This window comes from Duncaniella sp. C9 (genome assembly GCF_004803935.1).
Lineage (GTDB): Bacteria > Bacteroidota > Bacteroidia > Bacteroidales > Muribaculaceae > Duncaniella > Duncaniella muris.
In genome coordinates this window covers 361,740-383,184 of sequence record NZ_CP039547.1, presented here as the reverse complement: position 1 = coordinate 383,184, position 21,445 = coordinate 361,740, and the positions used below count along the sequence as shown (strand labels likewise).

The window sequence follows — 21,445 nt, the reverse complement described above, 5'->3', positions numbered from 1 at the left end:
CCGTCCAACAGGGATTCTTGTTTAACCACCTTAATATATTGTACAGGATGGACAACGATTCCAGCCCACGCATCTCTCACCGCCCTCCGTTTGTCATCACCGTCGGACGACAGTTCGGCAGCGGAGGCCGTGAACTGGGCAAAGCCCTCGCCGACGCTCTCGGCATAGCCTACTACGACAAGGAACTGCTTGTCGAATCGGCCAAACTCGCCGGAGTAAACCCCGAATTCTTCCAAAAGAAAGACGAGCGCTTCCCAACCTTCCTTCAGGGTCTTTTCAGCTTCTCGATGGGCGTGACACCGATGTGTTACTACACCGGAGCATCATCAATCTCCGATGACGGACTCTACAAAAGCATCAGCGACTTCCTGCGGTCCGTTGCCCAGGAAAAATCGTTTGTGGTGGTAGGCCGAAGCTCCGACTACATCCTGCGCGACCATCCCCGCTGCGTCAACATCTTTGTCCACGCTCCGATGGCCGACTGTGTGCGCCGCATAATGGGCCGAAACGATGCCCTCGCCGCCGACAAAGCCGAAGCAATGGCCCGCAAGACCAACAAATGGCGCGCCGACTACTACAACTTCTTCACTGACAAGACCTGGGGCGATGCCAAAAGCTACGACCTCACGCTCGACTCCTCACGCCTGCAGATGAAAGACAACGTAGAACTCGTCAAAGCCTACCTCCGCCTGCGCGGATTCATCGACTGACACCGGACATAACCGGATTGAAAAAAAAACGACATCAAAACATCAAAAATCATATTATCAATAATTTATGAGACTGAAACTGTTTCTGCTACTGCTGCTGACGGCCGTAATACCGTCGCTTGCACAGACCACAGGCGTAGCCGGTACCGTTGTCGACTCCAACACCGGCGTTCCCGTTTCGGGCGCAACTGTGATGCTCGACAACCAGGGACTCCAGGCAACGACCGACCCTTCGGGCGAGTTCCGAATTTCCACCGCCAAAGCCGGAGATGACATGCTTGTCATCGTGGCCTACGGCTATCAGGACGTCACGATGAACGTCAACATCGTCAACGGAGTCATCGACAACCTCGGCATCATCAAGATGCTCGACTCGAACCTCAACAACGTCTTCTATGAAGATCAGAATGACATGCTCTTCGACCAGAACCTCCTTGAAGACGAAGAAGGATCGGCACAGTCGATAGCAGCCCTCACCGGCGCCAGCGACGACGTCTACTACAACTCCGCAAGCTACGACTTCCAGCCCATGCGCTTCCGCATTCGCGGCTACGACTCCAAATACTCCGAAACCTACATCAACGGTGTGAACTTCAATGACATGGCCCGCGGACGTTTTAACTACTCCACCCTCGGCGGCATGAACCGCGCTTTCCGTGACCGCACTGCGGCTCTCGGCCTCGGAGCAGCCGCATTCGGCTTCGGCAACATCGGCGGCGCAACTGACATCAACACCCGCGCCTCGCACTACGCTCCCGGCTTCAACGGATCGCTTGCCTACACAAACTCAAACTACATGCTCCGCGCTATGGCTATGTACTCGACCGGTCTCAACAAGAACGGCTGGGCATTCACAGTCTCAGCAATCGGACGCTATGCCAATGAAGGCGTGATCGACGGAACTTTCTACAACTCCTTCGGCCTCTTCGCCTCGCTTGAAAAAGTGTTCAATGACAAGCACTCATTGAACCTCACAGTTTGGGGAGCCCCCACCCAGCGCGCCACCAACTCCGCAACCTACGAAGAAGCCTACCAGCTCACCGGCAACAACCTCTACAACCCCAACTGGGGCTGGCAGAACGGCGAGAAGCGCTCTTCAAAGATTGTTGAGACATTCGACCCCACTGCCGTGCTCAACTGGATCTGGAAACCCAAAAACGGAACCACACTGAACACCGGTGCCGCATTCCGCGCCGTCAACTACTCTACCTCGGCTCTCAACTGGTACAACGCCGCCGACCCCCGTCCCGACTACTACCGCTACCTCCCCAGCTACTTCGCCGACAACCAGGAAGCCTTCAACCTCTACACCGACCTCTGGCGTCACGATGACAGCTTCCGTCAGATCAACTGGGACAAGCTCTACCAGGCCAACTACCTCAACAACCAGTTCGGACGCGGTGGAAACCCCGACAACCACTCATCGAGCTACATCCTTGAGAACCGCCACAGCAATCAGCTGAACTTCATGTTTAACTCTCTGCTCAACCACCGTCTCAACGACCACATGACCCTCCAGGCCGGCGTAAGCTTCAACTACACCCGCGCCCACTACTACAAGACCATCCGCGACCTCCTCGGAGGTGAATACTGGCTCGACATCGACCAGTACAGCGAACGCGACTTCCCCAGCGACCCGCAGATGCTCCAGAACGACCTCCGCAACCCCAGCCGCCGTGTAGGCAAGGGCGACACCTTCGGTTATGACTACTACATCAACGCCCTCCACGGTGACTTCTGGCTCCAGAACATCATCACCCTTCCCCAGTGGGACATCAACTACGGCCTCAAGATCGGCTACACCCAGTTCTTCCGTGACGGCCAGATGCAGAACGGCCGCGCTCCCGAAAACTCCTACGGCAAGGGCGCTACCCACCGCTTCGACACAGGCGCTCTCAAAGCAGGCGCGACCTACAAGATCGACGGACGCAACTTCATCTCGGCCCACGCCGGATATGAGACCGTAGCACCCCTCTTCGAATATGCCTACATCTCGCCCCGTATCAAAGACACCGCCATTGACGGCCTCCAGAACGAACGCATCCTTTCAGGCGACATATCATACTCCTGGAACTACCGCCGTTTCCGCGGTGCAATCACCGGATTTTGGACCGAAATGTTCGACCAGACCGAACGCTCATCTTTCTATGACGACCAGTACTCAACATTCATGAACTACGTGCTCAAGGGCGTACACACCCGCTACAAAGGCATCGAGATCGGCGCAGCCTACAAGATCACTCCCTCGCTCACCCTCTCGGCAGCCGCAACCTTCGCACGTTATCAGTACAAGAACCGCCCCGAAGGCACACGCTCATATGAAAACGGCATGATGGACGACATCAACCAGACCGTTTATCTCAAGAACTTCTACATCGGCGGAACTCCACAGACCGCAGCCAACATCGGCATCGACTGGGCTGCCCCCAAATCATGGTTCTTCAACGTGAACGCTTCATGGATGGGCGACGCCTACGTAAACCTCTCGCCGATCCGCCACGAGGCTCTTCCCGACCTCTGGGAGAAATATCCCACTCTTGAGGAACTCGAAGCCAAGATGGGCCAGCTCGCCGAGCAGGACAAGCTCAAAGACGCCTTCGTCCTTAACGCATCTGTCGGCAAGCTCGTCTACATCAACCGCAAGATCTCGATGAACTTCAACCTCAACGTTGAAAACATCCTCAACAACAAAAACATCCAGACCTACGCCTACCAGCAGGGCCGCTTCGACTACACCAACTACGACTCGACCAAATACCCCAACAAGTATTTCTACGCCCAGGGCATCAAGGTCTATCTCAACGTAGGCATCCGCTTCTGATTTCTGTCACAACATCAATCCCCAAAAAGATCATAAATATATATGAAGCTATATAAATCAATATTCGCCGTGCTCGCCGTCGCCGCCACATCTGGCGCTCTCGTCAGCTGCGACGACGACCTCGACCGTCCGCCGGTGATTGTACCCGTGGCCACCTACGAGGCCAACACTTCGATCGCCGAATTCAAGGAACTTTTCTGGAATGCGGCTCAGAACAACACTCCGGAGACCATCCCCGTCAACGCCGACGGTGACAGCATCATCCTCGCCGGACGTGTCATATCATCAGACCAGAGCGGCAACGTCTACCAGCGCATCTACGTCCGCGACGAAAGCGGCGCGATGGACTTCCGCATCTACGGCTACGATCTCAATGAGAGCTACCACATGGGCCAGGAAGTGCGCATCAACGTCACCGGCCTCCTCGTGGGCGGCTACGGAACCCAGATGCAGATCGGCGTCTGGTACACCAACCCCAACACCGGATCGACAAGCCTTGGCGGCATGGACAAGGAAGAATTCATCCGCCGCGCACAGCGCCAGGGTCTACCCGCTGCGACAGACGCCGAGCCATACACCGTCAAGATCTCCGACCTCGAAGCCTGGAAAAACGACAAGGAAAAACTCATCCAGTGGCAGTGTCAGCTCGTCAAGATCGAAAACGTAAGCTTTGACGGCGGCGGCCAGGAGGCTTGGTGTAACAACCCCGGCCAGACCGGATCAACCAACCGCACTCTCAAGGACGCTGAAGGCAATTCAATCACTGTCCGCACAAGCGACAAGTCAAAATTCGCCTCACAGATCCTACCCAAAGGCACCGGATCTGTTGTGGCTATCCTCGGCTACTACAACGGCACCTGGCAGCTCACCGTCATGGACCCACAGTCAGGCTGTATCGACGGATTTGAATTCGTGGATGCCCCCTCAGGCCCTTCAGGCGATGCAATCTTCTCTGAAACCTTCGCTACAGGCCTCGGCAAATTCAAAGCCGTCAATGACCTCCTCCCTGAAGGTGTGTCTGAAATCTGGAAATACGACTCCCACAAATACGCTATCGCCACAGCCTACATCAACAAAGCCAACTACGCTTCTGACTCATGGCTCGTGTCGCCCGAAATCGACCTCTCGGCCCAGTCAGCAGCCTTCCTGAGCTTCGACCAGGCCCTCAACTTCTTCGCCAGCATCGAAACTGCCAAGACCGAGACCTCCGTCTGCATCCGTGAAGCCGGAACAACCGCATGGACCGTCCTCTCGGTTCCCGCCTATCCGGCCTCAATGTCATGGAACTTCGCAAACTCAGGCGACATTGACCTTGCGGCCTTCATCGGCAAGAAAGTCGAAATCGGCTTCCACTACACCTCCACAGCCTCCAAGGCCGGAACATGGCAGATCAGAAACGTGCTCATCGAGACCACCGCAAACCATCCCGTCACCCCTGACACCCCCGTCAATCCCCCGGTGGCAGGCGATGCAATCTACAGCGGCCTCTCTGAAAACGCCACTTCGATCGACTGGACCTTTGAAGACAACTCGGCCGAAAACGTCAACGAAATCTGGGCCTGGAAAAGCTACAACGGTCTCTACTATCTCAACGCAAGCGCCTTTGTAGGCGGCGTGGCCTATCCCGCCACTGCCTACGCCTGCTCACCCGTCATCGACCTTACAGCCGTCACTTCGGCCAAAATGACCTTCGATCAGACCGCCAAATTCCAGACCACACTCCGCACTCTCTGCTCGGTGGTTGTCCGCGAGGAAGGTGCCTCGGACTGGACTGAACTGACAGTTCCCGCATGGCCCGCAGCCGGAAGCTGGGACTTCGTCTCAGCCGGTGAGATCGACCTCTCGGCCTATGCCGGCAAGAAGATCCAGGTTGGATTCAAATACGGCTCTTCTGCTGAAGGAGCTGACACCTGGAGAGTCAAAAACCTTAAGATTACCGAGTAATAATCCAAAGATACTCTGAAAATTATGAGAATATTCAATAAATACATAGGACTCCTCTTCGCCGCGACCCTGGGCTTCACCGCTTGCCAGGACGATTTCGACGATCCCGCAATGTCCTCTCCCTCCTCGGCCTGGCTTGCCGACAGCGAGAACTATCAGCTCATGTCGATCAACGACTTCAAGACCGAATACTGGCAGGATGCTGAAAACTACTACGCCACCGTAGGTGCCGCGGCTGACGGCAAGCGTGTGCTCGTCAAAGGCCGCGTGATCTCATCTGACGCTTCAGGCAACATCTACAAGTCGCTCATCATCCAGGACGCAACCGGCGCGCTCGCAATGAGCATCAACGCCAACTCGATGAACAACAAATATCGTCGCGGACAGGAACTCGTCATCGACGTAACCGGCATGACAGTCGGCAAATACGCAGGTCTCCAGCAGCTCGGCTTCCCCGAAGACTCCGAGTCATACGGCGCACAGACCACCTTCATGCCCTACGAATTCTTCGAACAGCATGTCCAGATGCAGGGCCTGCCCGCTCCCGCCGATCTCGACACCATCACCATCCGCTCGCTCTCTGAAATCTCAGGAGGCGGCGCCGCCACCCTCGTGAAATGGCAGAGCCAGCTCGTGCGTTTCAACGACTGCTACTTCGCCGACGGCGGCAAGGAAACCTTCGCCACAAGCAAGGAAACTGTCAACCGCACACTCACCCTCTCTGACGGAAGCTCGATGGTGGTACGCACAAGCGGCTACTCCAACTTCTACTCCGACGTCCTACCCGAAGGCCACTTCGACATCGTCGGCATCCTCGGCTATCACTCAAATGGCGGCTGGCAGCTCACCCTCATCGACCGCAAGGGCTGCATGAACGTCGGCAACCCCACCCAGGGCCCCGGAGCCGAAGACAACCCCTACACCGTAGATGAAGCCGTATCGGTAATCAACGGCGGAGGCTCAGACAACAACATCTGGCTCACAGGCTACATCGTTGGTGCCGTAGCTCCAGGCGTACAGTCTGTGACCTCCAATACCGACATCCAGTTCGGTGCCGAAGTAGACCTTGACAACACCCTCGTCATAGCCTCAGACCCCGAATGCAAAGACTGGACCAAGTGCATGGTCGTATCTCTTCCCCAGGACTCGCCCCTCCGCCAGTACGGCAACCTCGCCGACAACCCCGGCAACTACAAGGCGCAGATCTGGCTCAAAGGCAACCTCGGAACCCTTCTTGACATGGCAGCCCTCACCGGCAACAACGGCGCAGCCGCCAACTTCCGCATCGACGGACTCGACATCCCCGACACCGGCGGCAACCTCGACCCCGACTTCAACACCATGAACAACGGCGAAGCCACCGGCTACTACGTCAACCTCACCTCGGCCACCGGCTGGACCGCAACCAACTCGCAGCTCCTCCGCGGAGGTGACTCAGACGCAAGCCCCGTGTTCAAAGTCTTCGGCGACGCCTCTGTATTCGCCGTAGGCCTCAACGGCAACACCTCCAAGCCCGGCATACTCACCTCACCCACACTCTCAGGAGGTCTCAAGACCCTCTCGTTCTACTACACCCAGGTGTTCAATGACAACGGCAAAGCCAAACTGACCATCAACATCAAGCAGAACGGCACCATAGTAGCCTCCGACATCCTTGAAAAGTCAGGCATCACTAAATTCGAGAAATGCGTCTACAGCCACGACTTCAATATCACCGGCTCCTACGTCCTCGAAATCATCAACGAATGCCCCTCAGGCCAAGCAGTCAACAAAGACCGAATCGCTATCTGGAACCTCACCGACGGAACCATCTCCGGAGGTGACACCCCCGTAGACCCCACCCCCGGCAACGCCGTGACCTCGCTTGATGAAACCTTCCCCAACAAGCAGATCCCCGCTGACTGGACCCTCGTCAAAGCCGCCGGCGACAAAGCCTGGTATGCCACCGTCTTCAACGACCTTCCCTATGCGGCATGCACCGGTTACAAAGGCACCACCCCGCCTTACGACTCATGGCTCATCAGCCCCGCTGTAGACCTCTCGAAAGTCACTGACAAGAAACTCTCCTTTGACACCCAGGTCAACGGCTACGGCTCAACAACCACCGTCTTTGAAGTCTACGTAATGACCTCGGCCGATCCTGCCACAGCCACCAAGACCAAGCTCAACCCCGCGCTCCCTACAGCACCTGACAGCGGCTACTCTTCATGGCTCAACTCAGGCGAGCTTGACCTCAGCTCATTCAGCGGCATCGTCTACATCGGCTTCCGCTACTATGCCACAACTGACACCCAGTACGCCACCTGGTGTGTGACCAACGTCAAGCTCAACGCCGGCGGCGGTGAAAATCCCGGCCCCGTAGATCCAACCCCCACCCCCGGCCCCGCTGATGGAAGTGGAACAGAAGCAGATCCCTATTCAGTAGCCAAAGTGATTGCCCTTAACGCAACTGATAAGACCACCCCTGCTGAAGGTTGCAAAAGTGTCTATGTAAAAGGTTATATAGTCGGTTTTATGCCGTCAAACAAAACAGTGCTTTCAAATACCCAATTTACAGCAGAAGGCGCTGTGAATACAAACCTTGTTTTAGCTCCGACGGCTGATTGCAAAGATTATAACCTTTGTATTCCCGTACAGTTGCCGGCAGCTGTAAGAGCGACATTGGCATTGGATGCAAATCCGACAAATTTGGGTAAATGCGTGTTGTTGCAAGGTGACATCCTGAACTATTGCAGCGTATCAGGTCTTAAGAATACTAAGTTTATAAAATTTGTAGATTAAGAAATAGAATTAGTATTATAGAAAACAAGAGGGAAAGCTTAAAACTGAGCTTTCCCTCTTGTCATTTATAGCGGTATTGAATTCTTATTTTGGATTGTTTTTGCGATATTCCAGTCTGTGGCGGGTCATTTGTTCTCTGATACCGCCTTCTTCAAGGAAATTCTTTTTGGCCCGTTCGATGAGACGGTGGAGAAGAATATCCACCTGATGAATCAGAGTTATGGCTATATTTGCGATAGTCTCCTCGCTTGAATTTTGCAGTGAATTGCGATAGAAAGCGGAATCGCAGTGCTCAGAGCATCCCTTTCTGGTGCGTATGCTTCGAGGGTCAGACAGTTCCCACTGGCAGAGGCTTCTGACACGCAGAAAGTCCTCATAGTCCGCCAACAGCTCCTGGAGGCTCGCCTTGGCGACATTATAAAGCTTGATTTCAGTCTCGCGTGAAGTAGACGAAGCCGCACAGCCCTCAGCGATATTCTGTTTGCCCGATCGCGCCGCCTGAATCATCTGATCGACAGTCCTGTCACCTCTTGACAGAAAACGGTGGGCAAACATATAAGTGACATCATAGATACACTCAGCCTTCTGATAGACGATCAGGCTTTTGTAATGACCACGTTGAGGAAGAAAGGAAGATTGCATGATAATTGAGTTTTTTTAGGATAGGTTTGAAGTTTTATTTTTGGGAGCTTTGGGAGCTTTTGGGAGTTTTTGGGAGTTCTGGGAGAGCTGGGAGTTTTGGGAGTTTTTGGGAGAGTTGGGAGCTTTGGGAGCTCTGGGAGAGCTGGGAGCTTTGGGAGCTTTGGGTGCTTTGGGAGCTCTCAGAGCTTTCAAAAAAGATTCTCAGAACTCCCAGTTCTCCCAGAACTCCCAGAGCTCTCAAAAAGGCCTCCCAAAGCTCTCAAAAAAGCCTCCCAAGTCTCTCACTCCTCCTCCACTTCCCTCAGAGGAATACCCTTCTCGATAACCTTATTGACAAAGGCCACGAAATTTATCTCCAGACCGGCTATATTCATCTCTGTAGCCAGTTCCGGGGGAGTTGGGTGAGTTTGCTGTGGCAGCGCTCGGCAAGAGCCCAATCCGGGCCCTTCAGGTAAGCCTCAAGCTCAGCCGTCTTACCATCGTTAAGCAGAGCCTCAGCCGTAGCGAGCTGCTCCTCATAGTAAGATCTGATCTTCACAGCCTCCTTCTTTGAAATCTCGGCAGGCTCCTCGCGCAGAATACCCTCCACGCGCTTCGTGCATGAGACCGAAACCACACTGGCGGCTATAAGCACTGAAAACAAAAGTTTTTTCATCATGGATAGTTTAGCGGTTTATTTTATAAGGCAGGGGCGCATCAGTTCAGAAGCGCCCCTGCAATACTTGTTTATTCTAAGTCTGGGCCGCCGCATGGCAGCCGCCGGCACCGGGGTCAGAGACCCTTGCCGTGACAGTTCTTATACTTCTTGCCCGAACCGCAGGGACAGGGATCATTGCGGTTGATGCGCGGACCGGCCTTCACCGGCTGAGGCGCCACACGCTGCTGACCGGCACCCTGGGCTGCCGCACGCTGAGCGGCCTCGCCGGGCAGATTCTCGCGGCTTGCGCGGTATTTCGAGTAATCGTTCGCACGTTCAGGCATAGCGCGCTCAACCTTAGGCTGCGGCCTGGGGGCCTCAGTCTGCTGACGGGGAGCCTCTGCGCCCTCGTCCTCGGCCGCTGCTGCCTCACCCTCGGCATTCTCCGCCGGAGCCTCCTGCCGGGGTGCCGGCTGCTGCACATAGATCTGGCCGCGCATCAGAGTAGCCATAGCCTTAACGTTAAGATTGTTGAGCATAGCCTCGAAGAGATGGAACGACTCTACCTTATAGATCACCAGCGGATCCTTCTGCTCGTATGACGCATTCTGCACACTCTGGCGCAGCTGGTCGAGCTCGCGGAGATGCTCTTTCCAGAGCTCGTCGATGCTCACAAGCAGCACAGCCTTGTGCCATTCCTTGACGATCGACTTGCAGCCCGTACGGTAAGCCTCGTCGATATCTACCACCAGATTGAAGAATCGCTTGCCGTCAGTCATCGGAACCGCGATGCGGCCCTTGAAACCACGGTTTTCAACGCAGTCGGTGATCACCGGCTGAGCCACGTCGAGAATTCTCTGGCCCTTGCGGTCAAAAGCCTCCTGGGCAGCGGTGTGGATCTTCTCGATAGCATCTTCCTTCGACATGTTGCGGTATTCCTCCTCGGTGAAAGGAGCCTCGATGGTGAGCACCCGCAGCAGCTCCATGCTCAGCTCTTCATATTCAGCCGGGCTGTAGTTGTTGACGAGGTTCTCGATGATATCCCACATCATGTTGGCGATGTCGATGCCGATGCGTTCGCCAAGCAGGGCATGGTGGCGGCGGTTATAAATATAGGTACGCTGCTTGTTCATCACGTCGTCATACTCAAGCAGGCGTTTGCGGATACCGAAGTTGTTTTCCTCCACTCGCTTCTGGGCGTTGCCGATAGCGTTGGTCACCATGCCGCTCTCAATGCGCTCGCCCTCTTCCAGCCCCAGAGTGTCAAGCATCTTCATCACACGGTCAGTGGCGAAGAGACGCATCAGCTGGTCTTCGAACGAAACGTAGAACACCGATGATCCGGGGTCGCCCTGACGGCCTGAACGGCCGCGCAGCTGGCGGTCGACGCGGCGCGATTCGTGGCGCTCGGTGCCGATGATGGCCAGACCGCCCGCAGCCTTCACCTCAGGGGTGAGCTTGATGTCGGTACCGCGGCCCGCCATGTTGGTGGCTATGGTCACCATGCCTTTCTTGCCGGCATGGGCCACGATCTCGGCCTCCTTCTGGTGGAGCTTGGCGTTGAGCACATTGTGGGGGATGTGGCGCATGGTAAGCATTCGGCTCAGAAGCTCGGAGATTTCAACCGAAGTGGTACCCACCAGCACCGGACGGCCTTTCGACACGAGATCCTGGATCTCCTCGATAACGGCGGCATATTTCTCCTTCTTGGTCTTGTAGACTCGGTCGTTCATGTCGATGCGCGCTATCGGCTTGTTGGTCGGGATAGTGACAACATCGAGCTTATAGATGTCCCAGAACTCGCCGGCTTCGGTCTCGGCCGTACCGGTCATGCCCGCAAGCTTGTGATACATGCGGAAGTAGTTCTGCAGGGTGATGGTGGCGAATGTCTGGGTGGCGGCTTCGACCTTCACATGCTCCTTGGCCTCGATGGCCTGGTGCAGACCGTCGCTGTAGCGGCGGCCTTCCATGATACGGCCTGTCTGCTCGTCGACGATCTTGATCTTGCCTTCGTCAATCACGTATTCCACATCCTTCTCGAAGAGCGTGTAGGCCTTCAGAAGCTGGGTGACGGTGTGGACGCGCTCGGCCTTCACGGCATAGTCCTGCATCAGCTCGTCTTTGCGCTGCTGGCGCTCGGCGGCGTTCTCGATATGCTCGGTCTCCGAAAGCTGCGATGCTATGTCGGGGAGCACGAAGAACTGCGGGTCGTCAGTCTTGCCGGTCAGCTCGTCGATACCCTTGTCTGTCAGTTCCACGCTGCGGTTTTTCTCGTCGATGACGAAGTAGAGCGGGTCGGTTACCTTAGGCATCTCGCGCTTGTTGTCCTGCAGATAGTAGGCCTCGGTCTCAAGCATGAGGTTCTTCATGCCTTCCTGAGAGAGGAACTTGATGAGGGCGCCGTTCTTGGGAAGACCCTTGAACGCACGGTAGAGAAGCAGGGCGCCTTCCTTGCGGGTCTCCTTGTCGTCTGAAGCGATCTTGGTCTTGGCTTCGGCAAGGATTTTGGTGACCAGACGGCGCTGGGCCTCGACCACCTTCTCTACGTTGGGGCGGTACTGGTCGAAGAGCTGGTCGTCGCCCTTGGGAACCGGACCGGAGATGATGAGCGGTGTGCGGGCGTCGTCGATGAGCACTGAGTCGACCTCGTCGACGATCGCATAGTAGTGTTTGCGCTGCACCATGTCGGCGGGCGACATGGCCATGTTGTCGCGCAGATAGTCGAAACCGAACTCGTTGTTGGTTCCGAAAGTGATGTCACAGTTGTAGGCGGCGCGGCGCGCGGCGGTGTTGGGCTGGTGCTTGTCTATGCAGTCCACAGTCGATCCGTGGAACATGTAGAGCGGTCCCATCCACTCCGAGTCACGCTTGGAGAGGTAGTCGTTGACGGTCACCACGTGGACTCCGCGGCCTGAGAGCGAGCGCAGGAACACCGGGAGGGTAGCCACGAGGGTCTTGCCTTCACCGGTAGCCATCTCGGCTATCTTGCCCTGATGGAGCACTATACCGCCTATGAGCTGCACGCGGTAGTGGATCATGTCCCAGATGATTTCGTTGCCGCCGGCGAGCCAGTGGTTTTTCCAGATGGCGTTGTCGCCGTCGATGCTTACGAAGTCCTTGCCCTGGGCGGCCAGTTCGCGGTCAAGCTCGGTGGCCTTGACCACGATGGTCTCGTTGGCCGCAAAGCGGGCGGCTGTCTCGCGGACCACTGCGAAGACTTCGGGCAGATGCTGGTTGAGCTTGTCCTCGATCGTGTCGAGCATGGTCTTCTCGTTGCGGTCGATCTTGTCCCAGACCGGCTGGCGTTCGTCAAAGGGAAGTTCTTCCACTTCAACCTTGAGGCGGGCGTTTTCCTCCTGCTCGGCGGTTATGGCCTGGCGGATGTCGTCGCGCACGTTCTGGATGCGCTCGCGCAGCTGGTCTATGGTAAGTTGTTTCACCTCAGGCTCAAGAGCCTCGATTTTTTTTACAATTGGCTCGATCTCCTTGAGGTCGCGGGTCGATTTGTTGCCAAAAATCTTGGTGAGAAATGATTGTAAAGACATATTGATGATGAAGTTTGTTTTCTGAAAGAGTGATGAAAAAAAAAGGAGGGGGAGAGGATGGGGGCGTGTGTGCGGTCAGCGCACGGCCGAAAGGCGCAGTGGGGGCACCGAGGCCGCGTTGGGCGACCTGATGCGGAGCAGGCGGGTGACAGTCGGGGCTATGGCCCGTGCGTCGACTGTCGAGTCGATGCTCTGCGTGCTGACCGCGGGCGCGAGAATATAGACGGGCGAGGTTGTCGCCACGCATCTAACGACCGGATTCTGTGTTTTGTTCACTTCATCGTCCGCCGAATCGGAAATCTCCCAGCCGGGATTGACCATCACAAGGAGGTCGCCGGCATGGACGGGCGATGTGTTGCGCTGCAGGGCCAGAGGTTCGTCGCCCGCGCGGCGCGCCATGATATCGTCGAGGGTGTAGACTGCGCTGACTCCGCTCATGCGCGCAAGGAAGTCTGCCGCTTCCCGGCGTATTGAGCTCTCGTCTATATTGCGGTCTTTCAGAAGTTTGCGGTTGAGGAAGAAGTAGCCGTTGTGATAGCCGCTCACATAGTCTCCGTTGCCGTGGATGGCCATGAGATACATGTTGAGCAGCGATGTGGCCTTGCGGGGCGAGAACTGGCCGGAAGGTATGTTCCAGCGCTCCTCGTCACGCTTTCCGCCGGTCGGGGCCGGGGTGCCGGCTATGAAGATCACCGAATTGGCCATGCCGGGACCTTTCTCCACGGCGCGGACAATGTGGGCTATGTCGGAGTCGAGACGCAGATAGGCGTCCATTGTCTCGATGCGGTTGTCGGCCTCGCGTCCGTACTGATAGGGCGACACGTTGAAGCCGAGGTTGAGCATGTCAGTGACTCCGCGGGTGCCGAGTTTCAGCGACGTGATGTAGTCGAGGCCTATGGCGGCCACTTCGCGGTTGCCCGGCGCCGAGGTCTTGAAGGCCTTGAAGCGGTCGGTCTCACGCGCGGGGAAGGTATGGCGGAAGGGGTATAGTTTCTTGTAGTCGGGCAGGTCAGGATAGCGGTCAAGCGCCATAGAGGGTGTCCAGGCCAGGGTGTCGAGGCGCGAGGCCAGCGTCACTCCGTAGTTGCGTTTGGCTATGGCGGCGGGCACGTCGCGGTAGAAGGTCGACGTGCACCATTTGCCGTTCGTGTCGTTGAGCCAGAAGCCGCTGTTGCCGGCGTGGCCGGCGAGGATGATGGCCACCTGGGCGTCGGGTGCCACCGAGTGGACCAGACCCAGACCGCCGTCCGAGATGCGCACCTCGTCGCTGACGGTCGATACTTTCAGCGCTCCCGGCGAGAAGGTTTCGTCGGTGAAATTGCCTATCTTGGCCGGATCGAGCAGTATCGGGTAGTCTGATTTCGTGTTGTTGTCCCAGACCCTTGCGGCGGGTATGCCGTTGACTCCGGGGGCGGCGCCTGTCATCAGCATGGCTGTGGCGGCCGTGGCGTCGATGCCGGGACCGAAGTCCACGTTCTCGATGCTGACGCCGTCACGGATGAAACGGTTGAAGCCGTCTTTGCCGAAGTTGTCGCGGAGCAGGTTGATGTAGTCGGCAGAAAGGCCCTCCACGAAGATGCCGACCACGAGCTGCGGGCGCTGGGCGGTGGCGGGGCGGGGTGCTGTCTGCTGAGCGTGGGCGAGAATGCCCATTGTCGCGAGTGAGACAACGAGCACTGAGGCAAGCCGGGTGCTTATCGGGTGGCTTTTGCGTGCTGACATCGGCGGTTTCGGTAGTAGGTGTATATGGTGGTCAGAGCCCTGACGCCGTCAGCCGCCATGAGGGGGATGAAGGCCGGGTTGGGCGACTGCACTCCGCAGAGCAGAATGACTGCGAGTGCCATCAGGAGTGCAAAGTTAACAAATTGATAGCAGACCGACAACTTTTCAAGTCTTTTTGACCAGACGGCCACTGCGGCGGTCAGACACAGGGGGTTGATCCAGAGAAACAGCCAGTTGGGCGAGGTGGCCTCATGGACCGAGACGAAGACCAGAAAGGCTATGACGCAGCCCGTCAGACCGAGCAGCGTGAAGTAGATGCTGTCGAAAATGCGGCTTGCGGCGGTGCGCCGGCGGCTTCTGAGCTGCCCGGCGGAGACTGCGAGGGCCAGTGCGAGCACCACGAGGCTCCAGAACATCGGGCCGAGATACCACGGAGTGGGGGGAAGCAGCACTCTTCCGTCTTTTTCCCTGACAAGGCAGACGGCCGGGGCGGCTATGCGCCGTCCGTCAGGCCGGGTGGCCTGTTCGAGCATAAGTTCGAGTTTCACAGGGGCGAAAGCTTCCTCGCGCAGGCTTATGGGGCGGTCTATGCCGCTTCCGAGGGCGAGGTCTATGCCGAACTGATACCAGGGATAGTCGCGGTGATACGAGCGCATGGCCTCGCGGAACGACGGTTCGCGCCTGAGCCCGTCGGAGCCGAACCGCAGGCTGTCGCCTATGGCTTTCTCTATGACGGCCAGGGGGCGGGTGGCGCAGTTGTCAAGCACGTAGTTGTAGCGGTAGACGCGGTTTTCAGGTCTGAGATTCAGGTCGGTAAGCTCCACCACCCTGAGAGCTTCCTCCGGGGTGAGATCAAGCGTCTGCTCCACCACCTTGCGCCCTTCGCGGCGGTAGATTTCAAGAAAACGGTCGGTGGAGGAGGCTCCGGCCAGATAGTCGGTCTCGCCTTTGACGAAGCGGTAGACGAAGTTTGGGGCGGCGAAGTCGAAAAGCCCCCAGTTGACCACGTAGTCTCCGCGGTCGGGGTGGACGATGCGCAGGGCCGTGTGGCCTTCGAGCTGATAGATCTCCGCGCCTGCATGGGCGGTCAGCAGCGAGATGCGCGGAGTCTCCGAGGGGAGCTGCGCCGAGGCGGCCAGGCTCAGGAGCATGGCTGCGATCATGATGGCCATTCTTTTCAGCGCGTCAGTCATAGTCTTGTCAGCCAAGGAGTTTTGAGATGTCATCGAGCTTGATGATGGTGAACACTGTGTTGCCTTCGGGGGTCAGTCCGGGCGAGGTCAGGCGGAAGAGGTCGCTGATGAGCTTGTCCATCTCGGCGGCGCTCAGAGCCTGTCCGCGCTTGATGGCGCTGCTGCGGGCCATCGACATGGCCAGACGTTCCTGAAGTCCTGTGGCAAGGTCTTCGCCGCTGTCGGTGATGTTTTCGATCATTCCGAGCAGGGTGTCGCGCGGATTGGCGTCTTTGAGAATCGAGGGTATGCCCATGATGCTCCAGGTGTTGTCGCCGAGGGGCGATATGCTGAATCCGAGGTTTTCGAGTTCGGGGGCTATGCCGGCGAGCACGGCGTTCTGCGCGGCTGACAGCTCTACGGTCTCCGGAAACATGGTGTTCTGGCAGACGAAGCTGTGTTCGCGGGCCTTGGAGAGATATGTCTCGTAGAGTATGCGTTTGTGGGCGCGGTGCTGGTCGATCACCATCAGTCCGTCGCGCGAGGGGGTCAGAATGTAGGAGTTTTTGAGCTGCAGGGTGGCTGATGTCACTTCTCCGCTCTCCATCTCAAGCTCGCTTTCGGCTTCCGGGAGGTTGACTTTGCTTTCGACCATCGAGGCATAGCCGTCATCGCGTTTTTTGATGAAGTCGTCATAGAGTTTTTCCCAGTCCTGGAAGTTGGAGCTCCGCCGGCGGGTCTGCGGCTGCCGGGGGGCCGACGGGTCTGCGGTCCGGAATGACGGGCTGTCAGCTGTGTTGCCTGAGGGGGCGAAGGGGGAATAGGGCTCCTGGTCATCGGCGATGGCCGACATTTTCGACACTCTCCGAGCTCCGCCTGAGCCCTGGGCGAAGGGGTTGTAGCTGTCGTCAAGCTCCACTTCGTGGGTAGCGCTTGTGTCTGGCACGAAGGCCGGTATCTCCGGAGCGTCTTCCACGTCGAAGTCAATGGCCGGCGCGGCGTTGAAGCGTCCGAGCGACTCGCGCACGGCGGCGCTGAGTATCTGCCATATAGGCTGTTCGTTCTCGAACTTGATTTCGTTTTTGGTCGGATGGATGTTGACGTCGATAGTCTCCGGGTCGACGGTGAGATTTATGAAGTAGTTGGGCTGCTCGTCGGCGGGAATCAGGCGTTCGTAGCACTGCATGATGGCCTTGTGGAAGTAGGGGTGGCGCATGTTGCGGCCGTTGACCATGAAATATTGCAGCGGATTGCGCTTGCGGGCGTTTTCCGGGAGCCCTATGAAGCCGTTGATGCGGACAATCGAGGTGTCGGTCTCTACGGGTATGATCTGCTTTCCGAGCGATTTGCCGAATAGGTCTGAGATGCGTTGTTTGAGCGATGCGCGGCGCAGGGCGTGGAGGGTGGTGTCGTTGCTGATCAGGGTGAAGTCCACGCCGATGTTGACAAGCGCGAGGCGTTCGAACTCGCGCATGATGTTGCTGAGTTCAACGGAGTCTTTCTTTAGAAACTTGCGGCGCGCGGGCACGTTGAAAAACAGGTTTTTGACCATCAGGTTGCTTCCCGGCGCGCAGGCTTCGGGCTTCTGGCTCTCTACCTTTGATCCGCTGATGGTCAGGCGGGTGCCTACGCTCTCGCCTTTGAGCATTGTGCGCAGGTCAACCTGGGCTATGGCTGCGATCGAGGCCAGGGCTTCGCCTCGGAAACCCATTGTAGAGAGGCTGAAAAGGTCGTCGGCGCGGCTTATTTTCGAGGTGGCGTGGCGTTCGAAGGCGAGACGGGCGTCGGTGTCGCTCATGCCGCAGCCGTCGTCGATCACCTGGATGAGTGTGCGTCCGGCATCTTTGAGAATGATGGTGACGGAGGTGGCTCCGGCGTCGATTGAGTTCTCTACAAGCTCTTTGATGACTGATGCGGGGCGCTGGATCACTTCTCCGGCGGCAATCTGGTTGGCCACGGAGTCGGGGAGAAGGCGGATGATATCGCTCATGAGATCACCTCCTTTCTGTAGATGTCAGTGGTGCCGGGGGCATCGGGTGTGGGAGCGGACGGTGCTTCGGGCACATCGGGAGTTTCGGGTGCTTCGGGTGCCGGATCAACGGGTGCGCTTGGCTCAGGCTGATCGGCGGGCTTCGGAATTTCTATTGAGTCAGGCAGGGCTACGGGTTCCGGAATCTCAATCGAGTCAGGCAGAGTCACAGGCACTGAAATGCCAAGCGAGTCAGGCAGCTGGAGGCTGGAGGCCGGCGAGAGGGAGTCGGCGGGCAGTGAGTCTGCCGGGAGTGTCGCGGAAAGCGCTGTGCGCTCAGGCTCAAGCGGCCTGGGGCGTCCGGTGGCAGTGCCGCGGACGGTGTATGCGTCGGGGCGTATCTTGCCCATGAGTTTCTGTGCTTTCAGATCGGCCATCTCTGCGGGGTAGTCGAAGACTTCGGCGGGTGCCATAGGCCGCAGAGGCGCGTACCAGCGGAACATGGGCAGATAGTAGGCCGAGCGTTTGGCCAGATAGAGCGGGGTGGCCTTGCCGGTGGTTTCGGGCCACATGTTGATTTTCTCGATCTCGTTGCCGTTGAAGTAGGCATCCATTGTGCTGCTTTCGGTGAAGACAAACTTGTTGTAGGTCGAGTCGTTTTCCATCGGGAACATTATCACCTGCACGTTGCCTTCCACGTAGAGGCGGCGGATTGTCGAGTCGTTGAACCAGGCGGTCATGTCGGAGCCGGCGAGCTGGTCATAGCAGTCTTCGCCTATGTGCTGTCCGATCACTCCCGATTCGGGCAGGCGCGCCCAGTCGACTGTCGAGTCGTTGAAATGGGCGTAGATGACGTTGCCTACAATCTGCTTGTCGCCATACCAGAGGATCGGGTTGTAATACATATATAATATGGAGTCGCGCTCTACCACGCTCATCGAGTCGCAGAGCCCCTGGCAGTCATTGCGGAAGAAGCGCACACGGTGGAACACGTCAGTGACTTTCGTGGAGTCAGTGAGCATGTAGGCGCAGATGGTGTCGCCGTGGAGGTAGAGGGTGTCGGCCTGGGAGTATTCGAGGGCGAGGGCGTTGCCGGTGATGAAGGCGGAGTCTTTCAGCTCGTCATAGAAACCGTAGTCGCCGCGCAGTTCCGACTGCTTGGCGGAGTCTGTCAGAATCATGTTGCCGAAGGCTTCGCCGTAGCCTTTGTTGCGGTCATAGAAGAGGGTGTCGCCGGTCAGATAGTTGCCTCTGCGGGTGTGGACCGTGGAGCGGTCATAGAGGTCGGCCAGTCCGGCGTTGGTGTCATAAAATCCTGAGGTGGAGGTTATTTCGCCGTCTTTGCTGACAATAAGTGTCTCGCACATCAGCTGGGCTATGTTGGTACCGGTGTTGTAGGTGAGCGAGTCGGTAAACATTCTGAGCGTGTCATTCGGGCGCGGGCCGGTTAGGTCTACGTTCAGATAGAAGAAGGCGTCTTTCGAGTCGGGGTAGTAGTAGCCCTGGAGCGATTTGAGTATGTTCTGCTTGTCGGTCAGCGTTCCGCCGGTCTCGTAGTAGCCCACGTGTTCGGCCAGATCGTAGAAAAATACGTCGGTTGTCAGCGAGACGTCGCGGTTGATGAGGCGGACTTTTTTGCCGGGGTAGGCGCGGAGTTCGGCCAGTTCGTCGGCACCGCTGTAGTAGAGTTCGTCGCCGTAGACGAAGAGGGTGTCGCCCTGTTCCATGTGGACGTTGTTGAAGGCGTCGAGCGACGATGTGGCTTCGTTGAAGCGGGCGCTGTCGCAGTACATGAACATGTCGCCTTTGCGGAACATGACGTTGCCCACAAGCACCTGCACGTCGGAGTCGCGCGCCTGGTCAAACATCAGGCGGTCAGCTTTTTCGAGAAACACTTTTCCGGGGTCGTGGCGGTCAGCCGCGGGTATGATCGGCCTTACGACGCTTTTCTTGGGCGCCGGGGCTGATTTAGGCGCCGGAGACTTGGCCGAGGGGCCGTCTTTCGGGGCCTGTGCGAGCATGGCGGGCAGGCTGACTATTCCGAGCGCCGCGAGTGCCAGTAAAGGTGAGAGTTTCATCACTGCTGCTTGTTCCAGTCGTGTTTGAAGTCGCAGTTTTTCCAGCCGTCTTCGATGCGGATGTAGGTGTTTTTGATTTTTTTGGCGAGCCAGGTGTTGAGCACTTCCTCGCGGCGTGAGTTTTCATACATGTCCTTGACCAGCTGGTAGTCGTCGCTGATGTTGGCGCGGTGGCCGGGGATGCGTGAGGTAAGTTTCACGAAGGCCACTTTCTCGCGGTTGGTCTTGGGGTCGGTCATGATGAAGGGCTGAGAGATGTCGCCGGGCTGCATGTCGTTGACCAGGCGTGAGATTTCCTGGGGCAGCTGGGCCATTTCGAAGCGGGTGGAGCCGGTGGTGGGGTTGACCATGCGGCCTCGGTTGTTTCTGGTGTCTTTGTCCTGCGAGAGCACGGTGACGGCTTCCTCGAAGGTGAATTTGCCGTCGTTGATATCCATGCGCAGCGAGTCGAGACGGTTGACGGCCTCGGTGAGGTCTTTCTCGGCCACTTTGGGGCGCAGGAGTATGTGGCGCACGTTGACGCGGTCGCCGCGCTTCTCGATGAGCTGCATGATGTGGTAGCCGAACTGGGTCTCGACTACTTTTGATACTTTCTTGGGGTCGTTGAGGTTGAAGGCTACTGCCGCGAATTCAGGCACTAACTCGCCTCGGCCCATGAAGCCGAGCTCACCGCCGCGGACGGCGCTGCCGGGGTCTTCGGAGTAGAGGATGGCGAGGGTCGAGAAGGGGCTTTCACCCTTGTTGACCTGGTCGCTGAAGGAGCGCAGACGGGCTTTCACGTCTTCAACGGCTTCGCGTGAGACAGAGGGAGATACCGAGAAGATCTGCACTTCGACCTGGAGGGGCACCCAGGGCACACTGTCTTCGGGCAGTTTTTCGAAGTAGCGGCGCACGTCGGCCGGTGTGGCCTTGATCTTGGAGGTGAGGTTCTGCTGCACCTGCTGCACACGTGAGCGGTTGCTGATCATTTCGCGCAGCGATTCGCGCATGGCGGGGATGGACTTGTGGAAGTATTGTTCGACCTTTTCCTTTGATCCGAAGTTGTTTATGTAGTTGTTGAGGTAGGCTTCGACCTGGTTCATCACCCAGCTGTCAGGGGCTACCACGGTGTCGAGCTCGGCCTGGTGGAGATAGAGTTTCTCGATGGCGAGCTGTTCGGGGATCACGCAGTAGGGGTCGCCTGCAATGGGCATTTTTTCGTAGAGCATGGTCTGATAGGCTTCCTCGATTTCTGATTTCCAGATGGGCTGGTCGCCTACTACCCAGGCTACTTCCTCGGCCACGTTGTCAGTGCCTGCCGAAACGTAGGCAGCTCCGGTGAGCAGGAGTACTGCAAGCAATATGATTGATTTGGTTTTCACGCTGTTAGTGTTCATTGATGTGAGAATAGTGAATATCAGCCCCAAAATTACAAAAAATATTGC

General features: G+C 57.3%; 12 protein-coding genes. 4 read left to right on the top strand and 8 right to left on the bottom strand.

Annotation, left to right across the window (positions count from 1 at the left end):
• Nucleotides 1-47: 47 nt before the first annotated feature.
• The 4 genes from E7745_RS01550 to E7745_RS01535 all read left to right on the top strand — a co-directional run bounded on the left by E7745_RS01550 (nucleotide 48) and on the right by E7745_RS01535 (nucleotide 8,256).
• A complete protein-coding gene (locus tag E7745_RS01550) occupies nucleotides 48-710 on the top strand; it encodes an AAA family ATPase (protein WP_107032956.1) in 663 nt (220 codons plus the stop codon).
• A gap of 67 nt (nucleotides 711-777) precedes the next feature.
• Nucleotides 778-3,531 carry a carboxypeptidase-like regulatory domain-containing protein gene (locus tag E7745_RS01545; protein ID WP_123397958.1) on the top strand — a complete coding sequence of 918 codons (2,754 nt, stop codon included), beginning with the start codon at nucleotides 778-780 and terminating at the stop codon, nucleotides 3,529-3,531.
• A gap of 42 nt (nucleotides 3,532-3,573) precedes the next feature.
• The gene (locus E7745_RS01540) at nucleotides 3,574-5,475 is read left to right on the top strand and encodes a DUF5689 domain-containing protein (protein WP_123397959.1); all 1,902 of its coding nucleotides are present in this window, start codon (nucleotides 3,574-3,576) and stop codon (nucleotides 5,473-5,475) included.
• 24 nt (nucleotides 5,476-5,499) lie between these two features.
• Complete coding sequence (locus E7745_RS01535; RefSeq protein WP_136408168.1) at nucleotides 5,500-8,256, top strand: DUF5689 domain-containing protein; 2,757 nt, start codon at nucleotides 5,500-5,502, stop codon at nucleotides 8,254-8,256.
• Nucleotides 8,257-8,340: 84 nt separating this feature from the next.
• Here the strand turns inward: E7745_RS01535 and E7745_RS01530 are convergent, their stop codons facing one another.
• From E7745_RS01530 to E7745_RS01490, 8 genes are all read right to left on the bottom strand, one after another.
• Nucleotides 8,341-8,898 carry a four helix bundle suffix domain-containing protein gene (locus E7745_RS01530; protein WP_107032952.1) on the bottom strand — a complete coding sequence of 186 codons (558 nt, stop codon included), beginning with the start codon at nucleotides 8,896-8,898 and terminating at the stop codon, nucleotides 8,341-8,343.
• A 370-nt stretch (nucleotides 8,899-9,268) separates the two neighbouring features.
• Nucleotides 9,269-9,556, bottom strand: coding sequence for a hypothetical protein (locus E7745_RS01520; RefSeq protein WP_136408167.1), 288 nt, complete (start codon nucleotides 9,554-9,556; stop codon nucleotides 9,269-9,271).
• Nucleotides 9,557-9,669: 113 nt separating this feature from the next.
• Nucleotides 9,670-13,080, bottom strand: a complete 3,411-nt coding sequence (gene secA, locus E7745_RS01515) for a preprotein translocase subunit SecA (protein ID WP_136408166.1) — start codon at nucleotides 13,078-13,080, stop codon at nucleotides 9,670-9,672.
• 75 nt (nucleotides 13,081-13,155) lie between these two features.
• Nucleotides 13,156-14,802 carry an alkaline phosphatase family protein gene (locus E7745_RS01510; protein ID WP_136408165.1) on the bottom strand — a complete coding sequence of 549 codons (1,647 nt, stop codon included), beginning with the start codon at nucleotides 14,800-14,802 and terminating at the stop codon, nucleotides 13,156-13,158.
• Nucleotides 14,775-16,010, bottom strand: a complete 1,236-nt coding sequence (locus E7745_RS01505; protein WP_168181947.1) for a DUF4105 domain-containing protein — start codon at nucleotides 16,008-16,010, stop codon at nucleotides 14,775-14,777. Before E7745_RS01505 ends, E7745_RS01510 begins: the two co-directional genes overlap by 28 nt.
• Nucleotides 16,003-17,964 (bottom strand): DNA mismatch repair endonuclease MutL, encoded by a 1,962-nt coding sequence (gene mutL, locus E7745_RS01500; protein ID WP_136408163.1) that lies wholly within the window; start codon nucleotides 17,962-17,964, stop codon nucleotides 16,003-16,005. Before mutL ends, E7745_RS01505 begins: the two co-directional genes overlap by 8 nt.
• Nucleotides 17,961-20,021: an OstA-like protein gene (locus E7745_RS14925; RefSeq protein ID WP_136408162.1), complete on the bottom strand. Its 2,061-nt coding sequence runs from the start codon at nucleotides 20,019-20,021 to the stop codon at nucleotides 17,961-17,963. The genes mutL and E7745_RS14925 overlap by 4 nt, the downstream gene beginning before the upstream one ends.
• Complete coding sequence (locus tag E7745_RS01490) at nucleotides 20,021-21,397, bottom strand: peptidylprolyl isomerase (protein ID WP_107032945.1); 1,377 nt, start codon at nucleotides 21,395-21,397, stop codon at nucleotides 20,021-20,023. Before E7745_RS01490 ends, E7745_RS14925 begins: the two co-directional genes overlap by 1 nt.
• Nucleotides 21,398-21,445: the final 48 nt, after the last annotated feature.

Coding starts and splice junctions, on each gene's coding strand:
- E7745_RS01550 (WP_107032956.1), top strand. CDS start 48: ATGGACAACGATTCCAGCCCACGCATCTCTCACCGCCCTCCGTTTGTC.
- E7745_RS01545 (WP_123397958.1), top strand. CDS start 778: ATGAGACTGAAACTGTTTCTGCTACTGCTGCTGACGGCCGTAATACCG.
- E7745_RS01540 (WP_123397959.1), top strand. CDS start 3,574: ATGAAGCTATATAAATCAATATTCGCCGTGCTCGCCGTCGCCGCCACA.
- E7745_RS01535 (WP_136408168.1), top strand. CDS start 5,500: ATGAGAATATTCAATAAATACATAGGACTCCTCTTCGCCGCGACCCTG.
- E7745_RS01530 (WP_107032952.1), bottom strand. CDS start 8,898: ATGCAATCTTCCTTTCTTCCTCAACGTGGTCATTACAAAAGCCTGATC.
- E7745_RS01520 (WP_136408167.1), bottom strand. CDS start 9,556: ATGATGAAAAAACTTTTGTTTTCAGTGCTTATAGCCGCCAGTGTGGTT.
- secA (WP_136408166.1), bottom strand. CDS start 13,080: ATGTCTTTACAATCATTTCTCACCAAGATTTTTGGCAACAAATCGACC.
- E7745_RS01510 (WP_136408165.1), bottom strand. CDS start 14,802: ATGTCAGCACGCAAAAGCCACCCGATAAGCACCCGGCTTGCCTCAGTG.
- mutL (WP_136408163.1), bottom strand. CDS start 17,964: ATGAGCGATATCATCCGCCTTCTCCCCGACTCCGTGGCCAACCAGATT.
- E7745_RS14925 (WP_136408162.1), bottom strand. CDS start 20,021: ATGAAACTCTCACCTTTACTGGCACTCGCGGCGCTCGGAATAGTCAGC.
- E7745_RS01490 (WP_107032945.1), bottom strand. CDS start 21,397: ATGAACACTAACAGCGTGAAAACCAAATCAATCATATTGCTTGCAGTA.